Genomic DNA, 18,916 nt, shown 5'->3' with positions numbered 1-18,916 from the left:
ATTTATATAGAGGATTTTATAAATAAGAAATATACCTTCAACATATACAAGGCTGCCGGTGCAACAATCAATCGGCAGCCTTGAGCCTATTACCATACCTTTTTCCATAGTTCACGGTAGCAGCTGGTTTCAAAGCCGATAGCGGTATAAAATTCAGGAACACCTCCGAAGCAATAGGTTGCACTTAACGCTTTTGATTTTTTCATTCCTTCAGTGAGTGCAATAGTGGCAAGTCCCATCTTGCGATATTTAGGAACGGTGGCTAAAGGTTCAAGATATGCATACTTATTTGTCTCATCGAGCCACATTCCTGCAAAGCAGGCATAATCGCCATTTGGAGCCTTTATTACTGTTGTAAGGTCTTTTCTGTAATTTGGACCGCTTTGCATCAGCATTCGGCAGTCAATATCGTTATCAGGATTATCTCCATGGTCAAAGCCTTTCCAGAGACAATCATGGATTTTCTTATAGTCGTTTTCATCCTCTAAGGAAACTATAGAAAATCCTTCTGGTAACTTGGCATTTAGGAACGAATTGTTATAGGAAAATATCCGTACTGGTTCGGTATGTACCTTTGTATAACCGTTCCTAGACAATAGTTCAATCTTCTCTGTTTCCTTATTAGTTACCCAAACAGAAAGGGTGTGCTTGTCGTTATCAACTACAGACAACTCCTTTTCTGCATATGCAAGCATTTCAGACAAAAGAAATGTATGCTCACGGTCAGTTACCAGAAAGCATTCACCGATATTCATTTCAAAGCAAGCAATACCGACAAGTTTACTGCCATTTTCCCAAAGACCGAAACGGTGTGTTAACTGGTGATGAAAGCATGGATGCGTATGTGCGTATTCAAAAAACTGTGGCAAAAGGTAACTGTTCAATGTATCAAATGAATAAATATCCGTAAGAAAACGATGAACTGAAGAGAAATCCTTAAGAAGTTTATATCTTCTACTATAGATACATTGTTCCATAATCAATAACTCCTTTATCATTAACTATCCCTTTTAAGTATTGTTCTTGATCTAAACTATAACAAGAGAAATGTTTATTATAGTTGTTCTTTATTTAACGATATCAGTAACATTTTGCTATGATCAGGTGAGTGTCTCTATAAAATCTGCAATAGAAAGTGCAATGAAAAGCGAGGAATGAAACCCTATGTCCCATGAAGAAGTGCTAAAAGGCGGAAATGTAAATCATATTGTCCGTATAGGAAACACTGTTCGCCGCCCTACGGGGGATTGGAGTCCAAGTGTTCATGAACTGCTCAAACATTTAGAAAAACAAGGCTTTGAGGGAGCACCAAGATTTCTCGGAATTGATGATTCTGGTCGTGAAATATTGACTTTTGTAACTGGAGATGTTGCTCAACCAGAACTTGAACCGTACATCTGGTCGGACGAAACGCTTGCTGGTTTGGCGTGCCTTTTGCGTCAGTTCCATGATGCGACTCAATCGTTCACTTTCAATAGCGAGGATAAATGGCAGCTTAAATACGCAAATGAAGCCGAGTACGAAGTAATCTGTCATAATGACGCAGCGTTTTACAATCTTGTCAATCGAAATGGGGAGCCAGCGGCGCTGATTGATTTTGACATGGCAGGCCCAGGTCCGCGTCTGTGGGACATTGCCTATACTCTTTACACATCGGTTCCTCTTGGCGGCTTCACGCCTGACCGTTCTTCTGGAACAATGGATATAGTAGCATACCAGCGTGATAAACATGCTGCAGAGCGACGTCGGCGAATTCAATTGTTTTTTGAATCCTATGGAATTCCTGTCCCCAATAATCTGCAAGAGTGGATTATTCAACGGTTGATTGTACTGTGTGATACGATTAAAAAATTTGCCGCTAACGGAAACGAAGCCTTTCAAAAAATGATCGATGAGGGTCACTTGGCTCACTATGAGAAAGAGATACCTTTTATAAAAGATCATTTCAATGATTGGAAATAGTAATCGAATATACGGGCATACGAAACCTTCTATTAGAGGCAAACTAGAATTAATTAGTTGCTCTATTAGAAGGTTTTACTATTTATTCTTTAGTTATAAGTTTGATTAACTATGCCATGATCCAACAGTATTCTTTTCGTTAGAGAATACTTGATTTCGAAAATGAGATGTAAGGTTCGAAGGTGAGACATCGCAAATATACTCCTAGGTAAACCGCGCCCTGCGCAGTTTTTATTATGGATGCACCAATTACTTCAGACAGTGTATTATAATCAAAACACTACCTTGACAGTCACAGTAGTATATCGTATCATGCAATTGTGGAGGTGATTGTATGAGCGATAACAAAATTACATCAGACCTGCTACGCGGCCATACCGACACGATGATTTTACGGCTCTTGTCCGAAGCTGACCGCTACGGTTATGAGATTGTCAAGCTAATTGCCGAGCGCTCGGGTGGTGAGTATGAATTAAAGGAAGCCACGATGTACTCCAGCGTACGCCGGCTTGAGACTGACGGTGATATCGAGTGGTATTGGGGCGATGAATCACAGGGCGGACGACGCAAGTATTTTCGGATTACCGAAAAGGGCAAGGATACATACTCTCGCAACAAAAGCAACTGGGAGTATGCAAAACGCGTGCTTGAAAACTTATTATGAGGAGTGTTGAGGTTATGAATGAGAAATTGACCAACCATTTGAACGGCGTTTTCGCACCGTACGATGGGGTAAAAAGCGTCACCGAATTGAAGTACGACCTGCTTTCCGATTTGCAGGAGCGGTTCCGTGAACTCAAAGCCGAGGGCAAGGACGATGAAACGGCTTTTGAGATGACCATTGATAGCATCGGAGACATTGAGCAAACGGTACAGGAGGTCGCTAACCTCTCCCGCTCGCTGGAACGGCAAGTGCGGATAAACCTCCGTGCGATCGATCTGCAAGAGAGTGACTTCGCGGGCGTTATTTTACACAAAGGAGAATTCAAAGTGGCCGCGTTGCGCGGAGCCGACTTTGCTGGAGCTGACTTGACCGGTACCTCGTTTGCAACCAGTAATGCGCGTGAAGCCAATTTTGACGGCGCAATTCTAACAGACTGCAACTTTTCCGTCACAGATCTTGCGGATGCGAGCTTCAATAAATCGATCCTTGTACGCACCAACTTCAACACATCAGGACTAGACAGAGCAAAATTCACAGACGTAAAACTGACCGACGTCACGCTAACCAAGACCGACCTTAGAAAAACAATCTTTGATCGTTGTATCTTTACTGGCGTGGATTTCAAATATTCCGACCTGCGAGGAATGTGTTTTGACGGGCAGACCTTCATCGGTGTCAAGTTTGACAAGTCTGCACTGAACGACGTTTCGTTTAGGGGAGCGACACTCAAGAACGTGTCATTCCGTCTACCCTTTTCCGTAACAAACAAATCTTACCTTGCTTTCAAAACCGTCTGCTTTGACGGCGCGACGATGGATAAGCTGACCTATGCTGCGCTTAAAGGCCTATGGGTCGTCGATTTGTCAAAAGTTACGGTTATATAAGGAGGAGAATAGTGCTGTCATGGCTTGCCGACGCCGGCATACTCGCGCTGTTTACTCTGGCCTTAACTTGGGTCGCAGCAATTGCCGGATTGTTCGTAAAAACGGTCGATGGCGCAAGCACCTTTTCCTACCCAATCTCAATCGTAGAAGCCATCCGTGCATTGCTGTTAGATCAGCCGGTGAGCAATGATATATGGGTCGCTCTTGCATGGTGCGTCGGAATCATGCTCGTGGCATATATTTTTGCGATGAGGGTGTATAAGAACATATATGCTTAATAGTCGCGTAGTTGCGGCTTTTTTTCTTTTAACGATAAATGTTTTTGTCAAAAGCCAATGAAAAGAACTTGTATAAAAAATTCGAATGCGACCCCAAAAGGTAATTAATGGATATATACCGAATACAATTTTATGAACTACAGCCTAACCTAAAATCGAGAGGCTCACATATCAACATCCCCAAGATCGAGGTGATGGTTGTACTCTTAAAATTTAATTAGATCAATGAAATTGCTTAAAAATGTTCTATCGAGAACACAGATCCGTGAATGTATTATGCTAGATCCTGGTGCTATAGTGAACATGCAAGTCAAATTGCATGAAAGAGGTGAACTTAAGCAAAGCAGAGTTTTTGACAAGAGAGTATGCCGACACCCATGTGTACTTCGCCACGCAGAGGACAATGAATTGAATTTGCAAAGGGAGTGATGAATTTATGGGAAAGCGTCTAATGCTAGTTGTCTTGATGACCTGCGTTGCACTAACGGTGATTTCGCCTGCCATGGCACAGACAAGAGCTTCCGGCGAGACATTGTTTAAGGGTGATCTGAACAAACAAGTCGGACAACTGAATATGGACATAGATATGATTGATTCATTGAAGATGAAACAATATCTTGTAAGTGTGCGTGATCAAGCTAATGAATTATTGTCTTCTCCTACTACCCAAGAAGATAGCTCTAATACCCGGAAGAAGCTGAATTATGCGCTGAAGTTAGCAAATGATTTTAAAACGGTTGGCAGCAAGCTTTGGACGAATTCTCCCTTTGTCGTCTATAATGTTCCGGCGGTAAGCCCGATCAAGCGACTTCCGGACCTGCTCCCTGAAGACGGGGCAATCAGCGACCAACTTTCCGTCATTTCGGCGCAAGGCGAATTTGAAGCGGCTTCTTTCGTGCTTGCTCCGCTTGGCGATGTGAATGCAGTTACCTTTACCGTGAGCGATCTGACGGGCGAGAAAAGCACGATTCCGGCAAATGCGGTAGATCTGCATGTTGTAAAAACCTGGTACCAGGGCGGGACGGCATGGCAAAGCTACTTTGCCGACTCTGCCAAAAGTGTGCTGGTGCCTGAACTGTTGCTGCACGACGAAAATTTGATCAAAGTCGATCATGCCCGGAAGGGAAATTCGTTGCGTATCGATTATCCTGATGGGGCGAAATACGTGGACATATCTAATATCCCGGCAACCAAGTTTAACACCTATAATGAGCCGGTTGCAGATAGCCCTATACTTCTTCCGATCACGCTAAAGCAAGGAGAGTCCAAGCAGATGTGGTTGACCTCACATGTCCCCAGCGATACACCGGCGGGTACATATACAGGCACGATCGATATTTTAGCAGACGGAATTTCTGCTGGACAAATAACATTGAAGATTCGCGTGCTGCCGTTCGAGCTCCCCAAACCAAAGACGTATTATGATTTGAACAAAGACTTTTACGTCATGCTCTACCATCAAAGCCGCGTAAAGGAAAATTTGAAAACGGCGAATGGGAATATGAAACTGGTAGAAACCAAGCTGCTGAACGATTACCGCAACTTGGTAGACCATAACGTACTCAACATTCCGGGCCCGTTATATTCAATCGAGGACAAAGCTGCCTTCACAAAGCAGATCGATCTGATGCAGCAAGCCGGACTCAGCCTGAATCCGCTCTTTGGCGTCAGGCAGACATTTGCTCCTTATCATATTTTTACGACATATACTGGTTATCTATCTGCTAAAGCCGCTTATGAGGCGAACCCGACCCAAGAGAACAAGCTTAAGATGGATAAACTTTACACTGATTGGCGTAAAGGGATTGATGACCATAAAGCGTCGTTGGATGAAGCGATTGATTTTGTTTCCAATTATGTCGGCCATACCAATCTCTATTTCGACGGATGGGATGAACCGGGCTGGTCGATGCTTCAGTACGAGCAGGAGCTGTGGAAATATATACAGGATAAAGGGTTCAAAGTATTTTCTACAGGCAATGAGAGTCACTACCGGCTAGATGTAAAAGAAAATTTCTTGAATATAGTTGGCGAACCGACGCGGGAGAAAGCGGAGACCTGGCATAGTTTCGGCGACGACAAGATCATTACTAACTATGCTTACCCGCACACAGGTCCCGAGAACCCTGACCTGATGCGCCAACGTCATGGAATGTGGGTATACAAAGCGAATTATGATGCTACTTACAATTATATTTTTTATGAAGGACCTCCGAACATCTGGAACGACAACTCCATTCAGGATGAATTCCGCAACTTCAATCTGGTTTATCCGACCCAAACGGATTTGATCGACACCATCGCCTGGGAAGGCTATCGCGAAGGCATCGACGACATTCGCTATGCGACGAAGCTCAAGCAGCTTGCTGCAGATGCCATTGCCTCGGGTCAGCAGGAACGGGCAAACGCCGCAAACAACGCCTTAACCTGGTTGGAGGAAGTCGATGAGCGCTCGACGAATCAAGATTTGCTGCGGTTAGAGATGATCCGTCATATTTTGCATATGATTGACTTGGAAAAGAAAACGCAATAGGCAGAGGTATTGCGCAATTATTGTCCTGTTCACCAGCCGGGCGCAGCCCAGTTGACCAATTATTGGTCCGATAAAACGGCAACGAAGGATCAAGATTTCGATATTCGATTCGTCTTGCCGTTGATTGTTAAAGGTCGCTCGGCTGGTGTGCAAATCCGGAGTTATGATTTTGAGTAAGGGTGAGCTGTCATGATGGTTAAGCGTTTCCTTTATCGATTGATCCCGGCCAAACTGAAATACCGTTTTTTCTTTGCTTTAATCCTGTTTGTGCTCATCCCGATTGCTGCTATTCACATCTATCAATACAGAATGATGGAGAATCTGATCAAGGAGCGGGTCAGTCAGCTGAATGACAATCAATTGGAGCAGATCGGAAATTCATTCGAAGGAATGAAGACCAAAATATTAATGTCGATGCTGACGTTGGAAAAGGATAGGACTGTCATGTCCATTTTGCAACATCCGGGCAAATATGATGAATTGCAAAGAAACAACATCATCGAGGACAGGTACAAACAGCTGCAACAATATGTATACAGCAGTTACGTGCATTTTACGCTCGCGGACTTTCATGGGAATCGCTATATGTCGTACAAGACAGAACATAACGAACCGCTCGACGAGATTATGCCCAAGGCGCAATTGGCCGAGCTGCTGAGCAGCGATAGTTCTTATTTCTTGCTGCTTGATAAGAAAGCCAGCGCATCATTGTGGAACAACGCTCCGTTGTTCACGCTTTATTCTGTAGCCAAAGACGAACATCATGAACCGTATGGCATGCTGCGAATTCGTGTTGATTACAACGAGTGGTTCAAGTCTGCTGCCAGGGAAATCTCCTCAGGTCAAAGTTTCCTCTTAACCGACTCCGGCGGAACGGTCATTGCCAGGACAAGCAGCGGGGTCACAGTGCAATCCGACATCTTTCAAAAACTCATATCCCAATTAAGTAACGGACAGAACATATCCTATTATATGGACAAAAAAACCAATTCCCTTATCGATATCCGTTATTTATCCTCGCTTCAATGGTATGTCATTAACGTATTTCCGCTCGATATATTTCTGGGTGATCTGAAAGCGATGCGCAACCAGGTGCTGATTACGTTGTATATTATGATCGGCGTATTTACGTTGTTTACTTTTATTATTTCCGCTTCCGTTACCCGTCCCTTGCAGAAATTGCAAAAAACGATGAAAGAAATGGCCAAACATAATTTGCAAGTTCACATTCCCGAAAACGCTCACAAAGGTGAAATTCTTGGGCTGAATCAGGCGTTCAACCGAATGGTGCAGGATATAAACGATCTCGTAGATCGGCTGAAGATCGAAGAGCGGCAAAAAGAGGCGATTCACCTGCAGATGCTGCTGAACCAGATCAACCCCCATTTTCTATTGAATACGCTTAATTCCATCAAGTGGATCGCGCTGGAACAGAAAAATGATACGATCTCGGAAATTTGCCTCTCCCTCGGAAAATTGTTGGAATCAAGCTTAAATTCCGATGTCGAGCTTATACATCTTAAAGGTGAACTTGAATTGCTTCGCGCTTATGTACATATTCAGAAATTTCGTTATGACCAACTGTTTGATATCTTTTACGATGTTGATCAGACTCTGGAATATGCCCTTGTACCGAAACTGGGCTTGCAGCCGCTTGTAGAAAATGCGATACACCATGGGCTGTCGCACATGGAAAGCGGCGGAATCATCATGATCCGCATATATAAGGAAAAGAACAAGCTGACAATTGAAGTGGAGGATAACGGCATCGGTTTGCACAAGCCGAAGTCTATACTGCCCATCCGGAACCGCAAGGGCATCGGCCTGGCAAACCTGAGAGAACGATGCCGCTTGTTGTTTAGGAAGGATGCGGATATTCAACTGATTTCCCTAACGCCGGGAACAAGAGTGAAGTTGACTATACCATTGCTTGTATCCATTCCTTATGCATTGGAGGGCATGCTTCATGTGGAAGGTTCTGATCGTTGAAGACGAAGTTCATGTAAGAAAGTCGTTAATATCAAGTTTCGATTGGCAAGCAAGCGGCTTCGAAGTCGTTGGCGAGGCCGGTAACGGATTAAGGGCGTGGGAATTTATCGAGGCTGAGCAGCCGGACCTGGTCATATGTGACATTATCATGCCGGTTATGGACGGGATCGAATTGTTGAAAAAGACGAAAGAGGCGGGATTGCCATGCCTGTTCGTCATGTTGACCTGTCTAAACGAATTCGAATACGTGCGGCTGGCTCTGCAGCACGGAGCGTTCGATTACATCCTGAAGCTTTCCATGGATATCGCCACGATGAAGGAGATATTGGCGAAGGTTGACGCTGAATTAAACCACGCTGCTAAACAAACTTCCCGCATATTTTTCGTTGATTTCCAGCAAATTTATCATGAAATGTGGGAAGCGCTCATTCGACGCAAGGAATATCGGTTAACCGGGCAAGAGCTGGAGCAATATGGTGGCCGCTGGTCCCATGTAGTGATCTGCTCGATGCTGAACGGCGACATTCCAGTCACGGTTGACGATTTCTCTGCCTTCGGTATTGTCGTGCCTGACAGGCATGCGGCCATTCACCAATTTTCCGTTTTTGGTCAAACGACATTCTTCTACTGGCATCGGAATAATATCGAACTGAAGCCATTCTCCCACGAAGAGCCGCTATATCCTACGGTTGTCTGTGCGCCCGCTCCAGGCAAACAGTTGTATGAGGGGTGGAGAGATACGCTCGCGCAATTAGACCAATTCTGGTATAGCGGGCGAAAACAAGTTCATTTTTTCGAGATTGGGATACGCTTATTTGGTGGCGGCCATTATGTGCCGTGGAAGCAGGAACGCATGCTGATTCATTATTTTGAACAGGCGCGACTGGAGGAATGCGAATCTTTGCTAGACGAGATATGGAGCGGAATGGAGCGAAGCTTGCTCCCCATGTATGTGGTGAAAGATACGGCGCTGCAACTTGACAGCTTGCTGCTGCGCATCGCCAATATGCCGGCCGTCGATACGAACGAGCTGACCATGTGCACGAATCATAAGGAATTGCTGGCGAAGCTGGTAGATAGGTTAAGAACAAGCGTGAGGCATACGCATGGAACCAAGGAACCTCTGACCAACCATAACGAGATCAACAAAATACTCGATTATATCCATGAAAATTACAATTCCAATATTACGCTCAAATCGATGGCCCAATTTGTTGCTTTGGACGAGCATTACCTAAGCAATCTGTTCAAGAAAAAAACAGGCGGGAATTTCATCGATTATGTGCACGGCGTCCGGATCAAGGAAGCGAAAAATTTACTCGATCATACCGAACTGACGGTCAATGAGGTGGGAGAGCGGGTTGGTTTCGCCAACGATAATTACTTCATCAAAATATTCAAAAGACGGACAGGGATGACACCGGCTCACTACAGAAACAGGAATGCGGTATGAAATCCATCAATGAAATTGCTTAAAAATGTTCTATCAAGAACACAGATACGTGAATGTATTAAGCCGCGGTATGGTGCTAAAGTTTGAATATGCAAGGCCAATCGTTGTGAAGGAGGTGAACGGATGCAGGCCATCGCTTTTGTCAGAAGAGTATGGCTACACCGGGTGTTTTTCGTGATGCTGATGCCTGGATTGATTTGGTTTGTAATCTACAAGTATGTACCGATGTATGGGGCAATCATCGCATTTAAGGACTATGATTTGTTACGGGGAATATTGGCGAGTCCATGGGCGGATCCATGGTATAAGCATTTCAAATTTTTTTATGATTCGCCTTATTTTACGCAATTGCTAGTAAATACGTTTGTCATCAGTTTTTACAAACTGATCTTCTCCACGATCCCTCCGATTATACTGGCACTGCTGTTTCATGAATGCCGAAAACGATGGTTTAAGAGTGTGGTCCAGACGTTGAGCTATATGCCGCACTTTTTGTCCTGGGTAATCATCTACGGGATTCTGCTAGCCTTTCTCTCGCAATCGACAGGTCTTTTCAACCGCTGGATGACCGAATGGGGGCTCGATACAATCCCATTTCTGCAATCAACGGATTGGTTCCGCAGCATATTAGTCGGCTCGGATATATGGCAAAGCGCTGGGTGGGGGGCGATCATTTACTTGGCTGCAATTGCCGGCGTCGATTCGGCGTTGTACGAAGCAGCAAGAGTGGACGGGGCGAGCCGGTTGCGTATGATTTGGCACATTACATTGCCAGGTATTCGTAATGTGATCGTGCTGCTGCTGATCATGAGGCTGGGGTATATCCTCGATGCCGGGTTCGATCAAATTTATATCCTTTATAATATTCAGGTCTATTCGGTTGCGGATATTATCGATACTTGGGTATTCCGCACCGGTCTTGAACAGTTGAATTTCAGCGTTGCATCGGCGGTCGGCTTGTTCAAATCCTTCATCGGTCTCATTCTTGTGGTGGGAGCGAACCAATTGGCGAAACGATGGGGGGAAGGGATTTGGTAAGAGGGATCGAAGACCGTGTATTTGATTTTATTGTCTATACGATATTGTTGTTCGTTGGGCTGGCGACTGTTTTTCCGGTGATGTATGTTGTTTCCGTTTCTATTACACCGATGTCCGAAGTGTTGAAAAATGGAGGCTATGTCATCATACCCCACAGCATTACTTTTGACGCATATAAGGAATTACTGGGTAACTCCGCAATCCCGCGCGCATTCTCGGTAACGTTGTTCATCACGGTGGTCGGAACAGCAATCAATATGGTGCTGACTGTGTTAATGGCTTATCCGTTAAGCCGCAAAACGTTGCCACTACGCAGCTTTCTGCTGCTGGCAATCGCCTTTACGATGCTGTTCAGTGGTGGCCTCATTCCGCTCTATTTGGTTGTCAAGGCGACAGGGCTGCTGAATACGGTCTGGGCGATGATTATCCCCGGGGCGATCGGCGCGTTCAACATTTTGATTATGAAAAGTTTCTTCGAGAATCTTCCCGAAGAATTGTTTGAATCGGCGCGGATCGATGGGGCCAAGGAATGGCGGATATTGCTGAAGATGGTCATCCCGTTGTCTGTCCCCGTGCTGATGACGGTCGGCCTCTTCTATGTCGTTGGCCACTGGAATTCCTTCTTTAGCGCAATTATGTATATAACCGACAGGAAGCTGCATCCGATTCAGGTGATTGTCCGCAACATTCTGACGCGAGCACAAAACCCTATTGAGAATGTTGAAGTTCCTTTGCCTACGGAAGCGGTCCAGATGGCCTCTGTCATTATCGCTTGTCTGCCTGTGATCGTTGTTTATCCATTCGTGCAGAAGTATTTTACGCAAGGCATGTTAATCGGTTCGATCAAAGGCTGATTCGATCCGTTGTTTCGCAAACCATTCTAACATGGAAGAGAGGATGTTTTCATGAAACAAAAGAAATGGGTGTCGCTATGTTTGGCTACCATATTGTTGCTGGGCACAATGCTCGCCGGATGCGGAGATAATACAGGACAATCCGCTTCCCCTGCCTCAACCGAATCTTCCTCTGATGCTCCAAAAGCCTCACCAATCAAACTTGAGATTATGACGGACAGTGGCGGTGCGAAATTGCCGGAGGGCGACAATGACCGGATGAAAATCAGGCTTGACGAGAAATTGAACACCGATATCCAATTGTCTTTATTCGATGATTATAATCAGGTAAATGTGCGCATGGCTGCCGGAGATTATCCGGACGTCATTTCGGTTAACCGCACATCGATGCAGGAGTTCGCCAAAAAAGGACTGCTGCTCGATCTGACACCGTATATGGGAAAGCTGGAGCAGGCGAAGCAATTTATCGGAGAGGATAGTCTAAAGAAAGGAACCGTGGACGGGAAAGTATACGCATTGGCGAAAAAGCCTTCCTTTCCTTTCTTTAACATATGGATCCGGAAAGATTGGTTGGATCATTTGAATCTAAAAGTTCCGACAACGTTGGAAGAGTTTGTTGAAGTAGCCAAAGCATTTACAGAAAATGATCCGGACGGCAACAACAAGAAAGACACCTACGGCATTACCGGAACGGGATTGGCTGCCTTCGATCCCATTTTCACCGCTTTTGGCGTAGGTACTTTCGGAACGTTTTACAAGAAGGATGGCAAATTGATGAATTCCTTCTACGATCCGGGGATGAAAGATGCGCTGAAATTTATCAATGAGCTGGTGAATGCCGGCGTTGTTGATCCGGATCTTCTTACTAATACAGGCACCCAGCATGAGCAGAAGGCGTTTCAAGGGAAGGTCGGCATGATCTGGCATGGTTTCCCGAGAATGACTTTCCCCGAGCGCGTGAAAGAATACAAGGCGGTAAATCCTGACGCTGAATGGGTGCAAGTTCCGGCATTGAAAGGTCCGGGTGGACAATATGCCGGCGGTTGGGATATCGGCATTGCACCAGGAATGCATGCGATTTCCAAGTCGGTAGAGAAAGATCCGGAGAAATTGCAGAAAATACTCGATCTGTTTAATTACGTGGCGAGCCCGGAAGGTTCCACCCTTGTCGCCCATGGGGAAGAAGGCCGCCACTGGAATCGCGAGAACGGCAAAATCGTCAGGACCGAACTAAGGGCTAAGGAACATGCCTTTATGTATCAACTGCTTGGTCGAAATGAAATGGAATATTTGCAATCCGGTTATCCGGCTGAAGCGATCGATTTTGCAGCCAACACACCGCGCATCGAAGTGTATAACGGATTGCTTGATCTTCCGGAAGGATACAATCCTGCGGACGCCGAACGATACATGCTGGAGGAATTGATGAAATTTGCATACGGCAAACGCCCGCTTAGCGAATATGAAGACTTTCTGAAAACATTGGAAACAACGTTCAAATATAAGCTGATGCTGGATTCCGCCGAGAAGCAGCTCAAGGAACTTGGCATCATAAACTAGGAAGGACGGGCAACGGGGAGTAAATACACTTTCCGTTGCCTGCTCCATGTCAGGAGTATGAAGCTGATGGAGAATATTCGAATTACCGACAACTACGCAGGAGGAAATATTCGTGTTATTGCGCAAGAAAGCGATCTGGTGAAGTTGGAGCAGGACATCCGAGATACGTCAGGCTGGTGGTTTTATTGGAATTTCCGCGCGGAAGCGGATCAGGCGCAGACAGTCGTATTTGATTTTCTCAACGGTGAAGTCATAGGTCCATGGGGGCCTGCTTTCAGCACGGACGGCATTAGGTGGCAATGGCTTGGAACCGATTCGCTAGTATCCCGGCAATCGTTCCGATACTCGTTCACTGAGGGGGAGCGCGCCTACTTCAGTTTCTCGTTGCCGTATCAACTGCATCATTTTGAACGGTTCTATTCCCGCATCTCCGATAATCCTGCTGTTCGGCGGCTAGATCTTGCGCTTTCGGAACAATTGCGGCACGTCCCGATGCTTGTCATCGGCAATGCTGCAGCTCGCAAACATATTATGTTCACTTGCAGACATCACGCATGCGAGTCTCCGCCCTCTTATATGCTGGAAGGGCTGTTGTACTATTATTTGTCGCAAACTGAATCGCCGGTATTGCAGCAATATGCCATCCATTGTGTCCCATTCGTTGATCTGGATGGCGTAGAGAACGGCGATCAGGGCAAAGCGCGCCAGCCTCACGACCATAACCGGGATTACGTCGCTACCCCTCACTATGAGGCTACGGCAGCCATCGCAGAATATGCGGAATCGCTTGAGCTGGCAGCAGGGATTGATTTGCATAGCCCATACAAATGGGGAGAACGAAACGATTTCCCTTTTATCGTTAAAAGGGGATCGCCCGTGAAAGGTGAAATTGAACGGTTCAACGCATGTCTTGCTGACGCAACTCGCAGTCGTGCTGCATCAGGGCTGATTTCTTATAGTTCAATACATGATATCGAGATGGGTGAAGATTGGAATCAGCCGAATGGAGCGACTTGCAGCGCATTTTTTGAAAGAACGGGTGCACAGCTTGCCTTTTCATTTGAGTTACCCTATTTCGGTAATCACAATATGGTAATTTCTCAGGACAATTGCCGCCAATTCGGTGCCGATTTTGCGCGGGCGCTGGAAGCGTATTTGCTGCATATTTGATGAATAAGGGAGTGACCCTGAATGAAGTTCGAAATAGTTAAAACCGATATTACGGTAATTGGCGGCGGTTTAGCGGGTGTTAGCGCAGCCGTGGCAGCGGCCAGGCTCGGCCGTTCGGTGGCGCTTGTGCAGAACCGTCCCGTGCTTGGCGGCAACTCAAGCAGCGAGGTGCGGGTTTGGGTTAGCGGTGCTACATCAACAGGCACGCAGCGATACGCCAGGGAAACGGGGATTATCGGCGAAATGCTCGTTGAGAACCAGTACCGCAATCCGAATGGCAACCCGTACTACTGGGATCTCGTCGTCCTCGAGACCGTACTTGCCGAGACGAACATCCGCTTGTTTCTTAATACCGATGTGCACGAAGTGGAAGCGGTAGGCACAGAAGCGTCCAGGACAATCCGCTCGGTAACCGGATGGATGATGGGATCGGAACGGAAAATTCGTTTTGAGAGCAGCATGTACCTGGACTGTACAGGGGACGGACTGGTCGGTTTCCTGTCCGGGGCTCAGTACCGGCTGGGTCGGGAAGCAAGAAGCGAATTCGGTGAACCATGGGCGCCGGAGTCGGCCGATGATATTACGCTCGGCAGCACATTGCTGTTCTATACGAAGGACGTTGGCTACCCGGTCAAATATGTACCGCCTGCGTTCGCTAAAGATATTGCCAAAACGTCGATTCCGATGCGGCGAGTTATCCGGAGCGGCGACTCCGGCTGCTTCTATTGGTGGATTGAGTGGGGTGGCGAATTGGACACTGTTCATGAAAATGAGCGAATTCGCGACGAATTGTGGTCGGTCATTTACGGCATATGGGATTATATTAAAAATTCGGGCAACTATGAAGCGGAGCAGCTGACGTTGGAATGGGTCGGGGCCATCCCGGGCAAGCGCGAATACCGTCGGTTTGTCGGCGATTATATTCTCCATCAGCATGATATTATCAAACAGACTCGATTCTTCGACAGGGTTGCGTTCGGAGGATGGTCGATCGACTTGCATCCGCCGCAAGGGATGTATGCGGCAGAAGAGGGTTCAAAACATCTGTGTTCCGACGGTATTTACCATATTCCGTTTCGTTCACTCTACTCGGTCAATGTCAACAATATGCTGATGGCCGGCCGGAACATTAGCGCAACACACGTTGCTTTCGGAACGACGCGAGTCATGGCGACGTGCGCGGTAATGGGCGAGGCAGCTGGGACTGGTGCGGCGCTCTGTGTTCAGAAAGGCATTACGCCAAGGGAATTATGTCGCGATCATCTGGAAGAACTGCAGCAGACCTTGCTACGTCAGGATGCAGCCATCATAGGCATAGCAAATCGCGATCCGCACGATTTGGCGCTTGGCGCTGCAGTGACCTCTTCCAGTTCGTTAAGGCACATCGTCGTCGAGCAGCCGCAAGAGCTTCACCATTTGCACGAGGATGCGGGTTTGCTGTTTCCGGTCGCTCCCCAGCTTGAAGGTCTCGAACTGTTGGCGGATGTCGCTGCGGAAACCTTGCTGGAAATTGAGCTGTGGGACACCGGCCGAGCGGAAAATTATGTACCGCATTCGCTCATTGCAGCTTGCAGCATACAAGTGCGCCCCGGAAAGCAGCAATGGATCTCCGCTGATTTATCTTGGAGACCTCAGGAGGATCAGAACGCCTTCGTCATCGTCAAGGCGAATCCGCATGTCGCCTTGTGGTTGTCCTATCAGCCGTTGTTCGGCGTGCTCGGTTTTGTTAGGCAACCGGAGCCTATTGTTGCCAAGTTGAGCGAGGGGCAGTACGCTGCCCAGCCTGTAAGGGACTGGAACATGCGCTCCGTTGTCCGCAAGCCGTTCTGTTTCCGCGTCGCAGGAGAAACAACGGCATATAGCGCCGACAAAGTGATCGACGGCTACAACCGTCCATATGGCGGACCGCATGTATGGTTGTCCGATCCTTTGACCGCTTCTGATAAAAGTGCAGCTCATTGTATCGCTGCGGAAAGTGAAGCTGGCACGAATGGTACGGAAAGCGCGGATGCAGGAAATGAGTCTGCAGGACGTGAAGCCTGGCTGCAATTGTCCTGGAATCGCCCGATTCGCTTGTCGGAAGTGCACCTAACCTGGAACGACGATGTGAATGAATATTTGATCAATCTTCACTTTATGCGCACGCCGTTCGATATTTTTCCCGAGCTGGCCGCGGACTATCGGCTTGAGGCACATGTAGACGGACATTGGATAACGTTGCACAGGGAGACAGTGAACCGAAAACGAAAACGGATCCATCGTTTCACCCCTGTTGAGGCCGATCGTTTGCGCGTCGTCATTGAACGTACGAACGGCAGTCCGCATGCGGCGCTGACGGAAATCCGCGTGTATGAGTAGGATCTGAGCAGGATTGGGAGCCGGATAAAAATGGTTGAATCTCCGAATAATAAATAAAACGCCGATGTGATGATATTTGTCCGTCGGCGTTATTTACGAAATTTATATAGTGACTTCGTCTAGGAGGAATAACGTATTGGAAGTACTAATGACCGTGATTTTGTTGCTTGTGTGTTTAGTGATTTCAAATATCATTAGCCACTACGTGCCATCCATTCCTACCGCATTGACGCAGATTGCTTTCGGTATCATCATCACAATCGTTTTTCAGGAAATTCAATTGGAAATCGAAACAGAGTGGTTTTTGCTTCTTTTCGTGGCACCGCTTCTTTACAATGACGGCAGGCATTTTCCAAGAGATGAATTATGGAAAATGCGAGCTTCTATTTTCGGAAATGCGATTATTCTGGTTCTGTTAACAACTATTGGCGGCGGATACTTTATCCATTGGCTTATCCCTAGCATTCCACTTGCCGCTGCCTTCGCTTTAGCTGCCATCCTGTCGCCAACAGACCCGGTTGCGGTGAATGGCATCGCAAAGCGTATCCATCTTCCGGAGAAAGTACTGAATCTCGTGCGCGGGGAATCGCTAATCAACGATGCTTCCGGGCTTGTGGCTTTTAATTACGCTGTGGCCGCAGTCGTCACGGGGTACTTCTCGCTGCGCGAAGCGATACTAGACTTTACATACATGTTTATCGCCGGGGCTGTCCTTGGACTTATGCTTAGCTTACTGATGACATGGACCCGCTTTACACTGCGCAAAAAAGGAATCAGTGACGTAACATTGCATTCTTTGCTTCAATTATTAACGCCTTTCCTAATTTATATCGTTACAGAGGAGATGCTTCACGCTTCCGGTGTCATTGCGGTCGTCGTGGGAGGGATCGTCCACTCCTTGCTCCGAGAGAGAGCAGAACCTTTGTATGCGGAGGAACAGGTTCTTACAGAGAACATATGGTCCACGGTGTTATTTATTTTGAATGGGGTTGTATTTTTGTTGCTCGGTTTGAACATTCCTCCGTCCATTCGCTCAACAGTTGAGGACCCATTCATTAACAATGGTCTCGCTATCGGATATGTTTTGGTGATCGGGACAGCGATACTCGCGATCCGGTTCGTATGGTCGTACATCTTTTCATATTACGAGCATCTTATTAAAGGAAATGAAGATACTAGCAGACCGACAATTAAAATGGCTTTGCTGATGAGCTTCACAGGTGTTCGAGGGGCCATAACTATGGCCGGAGTATTGTCCATACCGATGCTGGTCGAGAGCGGGGCGCCGTTTCCCGAACGTTCACTCATTCTTTTCTTAGCGGCGGGCGTCATCTTGTTCACCTTGATCATTGCTACCATATTTCTACCTTTATTAAACAATGGAGAGGCGTCAGAAGGAGAGATGTCTGGTTATTTAGATATTGAAAAAGCCAAAAACAGGCTCTTAGTTACTGCTATGAATCAGATCCGCTCAGAATTAAATGAAGACAACAAAATCGCGGTATATAGTTTGATGGATGGGTATACGAATGCATTCAATCGAACGAATTCTGTAGATGACAACGAGTTCGAGAAAAAAATGGTCGAAGTTCGATTGATGGCACTGAAAGCTGAGAGAAGATACATAGAGAATGCAATGGATCAGCAAGAATTGGATGAAGAATTATTCGAGATCTTTTTGAAGGTTCTTGAATTGCGTGAAGAAGCATTATCTCGAAATGGGGGCTCCCGACTCAAATTTCTTGTTGGAAACGCCTTTCGAAACTGGAAGTTTTCAACCGGCAAATTTCGTCGCAATCGTGACAAAGATCGAATAGCCAAACGGCAAATAGGAAGGGACATCCAGCTGAAAGCATCACAAGCAGCACTCGAGTATTTGAAAGCTCATATTAAAGAGCATGAGGAGAGCATCGTTTATTCAGTTATTCTTGACTACAAGCTATTGATCGAGCGACTTAAAGGATCATCCCAATACAATGAGACTGTCGAAGCGCAAAAAGAGGAGTTACGGATACGGGTGATGGACGCAGAACGTGCTGAGATTCACCGCATGTACGAAAACGGAGAGATCAGTAACGAACAAGCGAAAGATTTGAGAAGAATCATCATATCCATCGAGAGCGTGACACTTTTCGAGCATACGGAATAGGTGGGAAACGAATGATGTTGGAGA

At 46.5% G+C, this 18,916-nt stretch carries 13 protein-coding genes and 1 pseudogene; 13 read left to right on the top strand and 1 reads right to left on the bottom strand.

Annotated elements, in window-relative coordinates:
* Positions 1–89: 89 nt before the first annotated feature.
* Entirely contained in the window at positions 90–977 is an 888-nt protein-coding gene (locus tag ACXX53_RS07080) for a GNAT family N-acetyltransferase (protein ID WP_458567929.1), read from the bottom strand.
* Between the two features lie 187 nt (positions 978–1,164).
* Between ACXX53_RS07080 and ACXX53_RS07075 the strand changes: the two genes are divergently transcribed.
* The 13 genes and pseudogenes from ACXX53_RS07075 to ACXX53_RS07015 all read left to right on the top strand — a co-directional run bounded on the left by ACXX53_RS07075 (position 1,165) and on the right by ACXX53_RS07015 (position 18,892).
* Positions 1,165–1,962: a phosphotransferase gene (locus tag ACXX53_RS07075; RefSeq protein ID WP_458567928.1), complete on the top strand. Its 798-nt coding sequence runs from the start codon at positions 1,165–1,167 to the stop codon at positions 1,960–1,962.
* 334 nt (positions 1,963–2,296) lie between these two features.
* Positions 2,297–2,626 carry a PadR family transcriptional regulator gene (locus ACXX53_RS07070; protein ID WP_458567927.1) on the top strand — a complete coding sequence of 110 codons (330 nt, stop codon included), beginning with the start codon at positions 2,297–2,299 and terminating at the stop codon, positions 2,624–2,626.
* Between the two features lie 14 nt (positions 2,627–2,640).
* Entirely contained in the window at positions 2,641–3,510 is an 870-nt protein-coding gene (locus ACXX53_RS07065; protein WP_458567926.1) for a pentapeptide repeat-containing protein, read from the top strand.
* Between the two features lie 11 nt (positions 3,511–3,521).
* Positions 3,522–3,788 (top strand): annotated as a pseudogene (locus ACXX53_RS07060) (ABC transporter permease); the annotation flags it as partial.
* Positions 3,789–4,224: 436 nt separating this feature from the next.
* Entirely contained in the window at positions 4,225–6,321 is a 2,097-nt protein-coding gene (locus tag ACXX53_RS07055; protein ID WP_458567925.1) for a hypothetical protein, read from the top strand.
* A gap of 189 nt (positions 6,322–6,510) precedes the next feature.
* Complete coding sequence (locus ACXX53_RS07050; RefSeq protein WP_458567924.1) at positions 6,511–8,310, top strand: sensor histidine kinase; 1,800 nt, start codon at positions 6,511–6,513, stop codon at positions 8,308–8,310.
* Positions 8,288–9,763 (top strand): response regulator transcription factor, encoded by a 1,476-nt coding sequence (locus tag ACXX53_RS07045; protein ID WP_458567923.1) that lies wholly within the window; start codon positions 8,288–8,290, stop codon positions 9,761–9,763. The genes ACXX53_RS07050 and ACXX53_RS07045 overlap by 23 nt, the downstream gene beginning before the upstream one ends.
* A 123-nt stretch (positions 9,764–9,886) precedes the next feature.
* Positions 9,887–10,801, top strand: coding sequence for an ABC transporter permease (locus ACXX53_RS07040; RefSeq protein ID WP_458567922.1), 915 nt, complete (start codon positions 9,887–9,889; stop codon positions 10,799–10,801).
* Positions 10,795–11,655 carry a carbohydrate ABC transporter permease gene (locus ACXX53_RS07035; RefSeq protein WP_458567921.1) on the top strand — a complete coding sequence of 287 codons (861 nt, stop codon included), beginning with the start codon at positions 10,795–10,797 and terminating at the stop codon, positions 11,653–11,655. The genes ACXX53_RS07040 and ACXX53_RS07035 overlap by 7 nt, the downstream gene beginning before the upstream one ends.
* A 51-nt stretch (positions 11,656–11,706) precedes the next feature.
* On the top strand, positions 11,707–13,215 hold the full coding sequence (locus ACXX53_RS07030; protein WP_458567920.1) for an extracellular solute-binding protein: 1,509 nt from the start codon (positions 11,707–11,709) through the stop codon (positions 13,213–13,215).
* A gap of 66 nt (positions 13,216–13,281) precedes the next feature.
* Positions 13,282–14,385 carry a M14 family zinc carboxypeptidase gene (locus ACXX53_RS07025; protein WP_458567919.1) on the top strand — a complete coding sequence of 368 codons (1,104 nt, stop codon included), beginning with the start codon at positions 13,282–13,284 and terminating at the stop codon, positions 14,383–14,385.
* 21 nt (positions 14,386–14,406) lie between these two features.
* Positions 14,407–16,743, top strand: a complete 2,337-nt coding sequence (locus ACXX53_RS07020; RefSeq protein WP_458567918.1) for an FAD-dependent oxidoreductase — start codon at positions 14,407–14,409, stop codon at positions 16,741–16,743.
* Between the two features lie 136 nt (positions 16,744–16,879).
* On the top strand, positions 16,880–18,892 hold the full coding sequence (locus ACXX53_RS07015; protein ID WP_458567917.1) for a Na+/H+ antiporter: 2,013 nt from the start codon (positions 16,880–16,882) through the stop codon (positions 18,890–18,892).
* Positions 18,893–18,916 lie beyond the last annotated feature (24 nt).

It is taken from the genome of Paenibacillus marinisediminis (assembly GCF_054343325.1).
The sequence above is the reverse complement of the archived record's forward strand: the minus strand, read 5'-3'. Positions and strand labels throughout refer to the sequence as shown.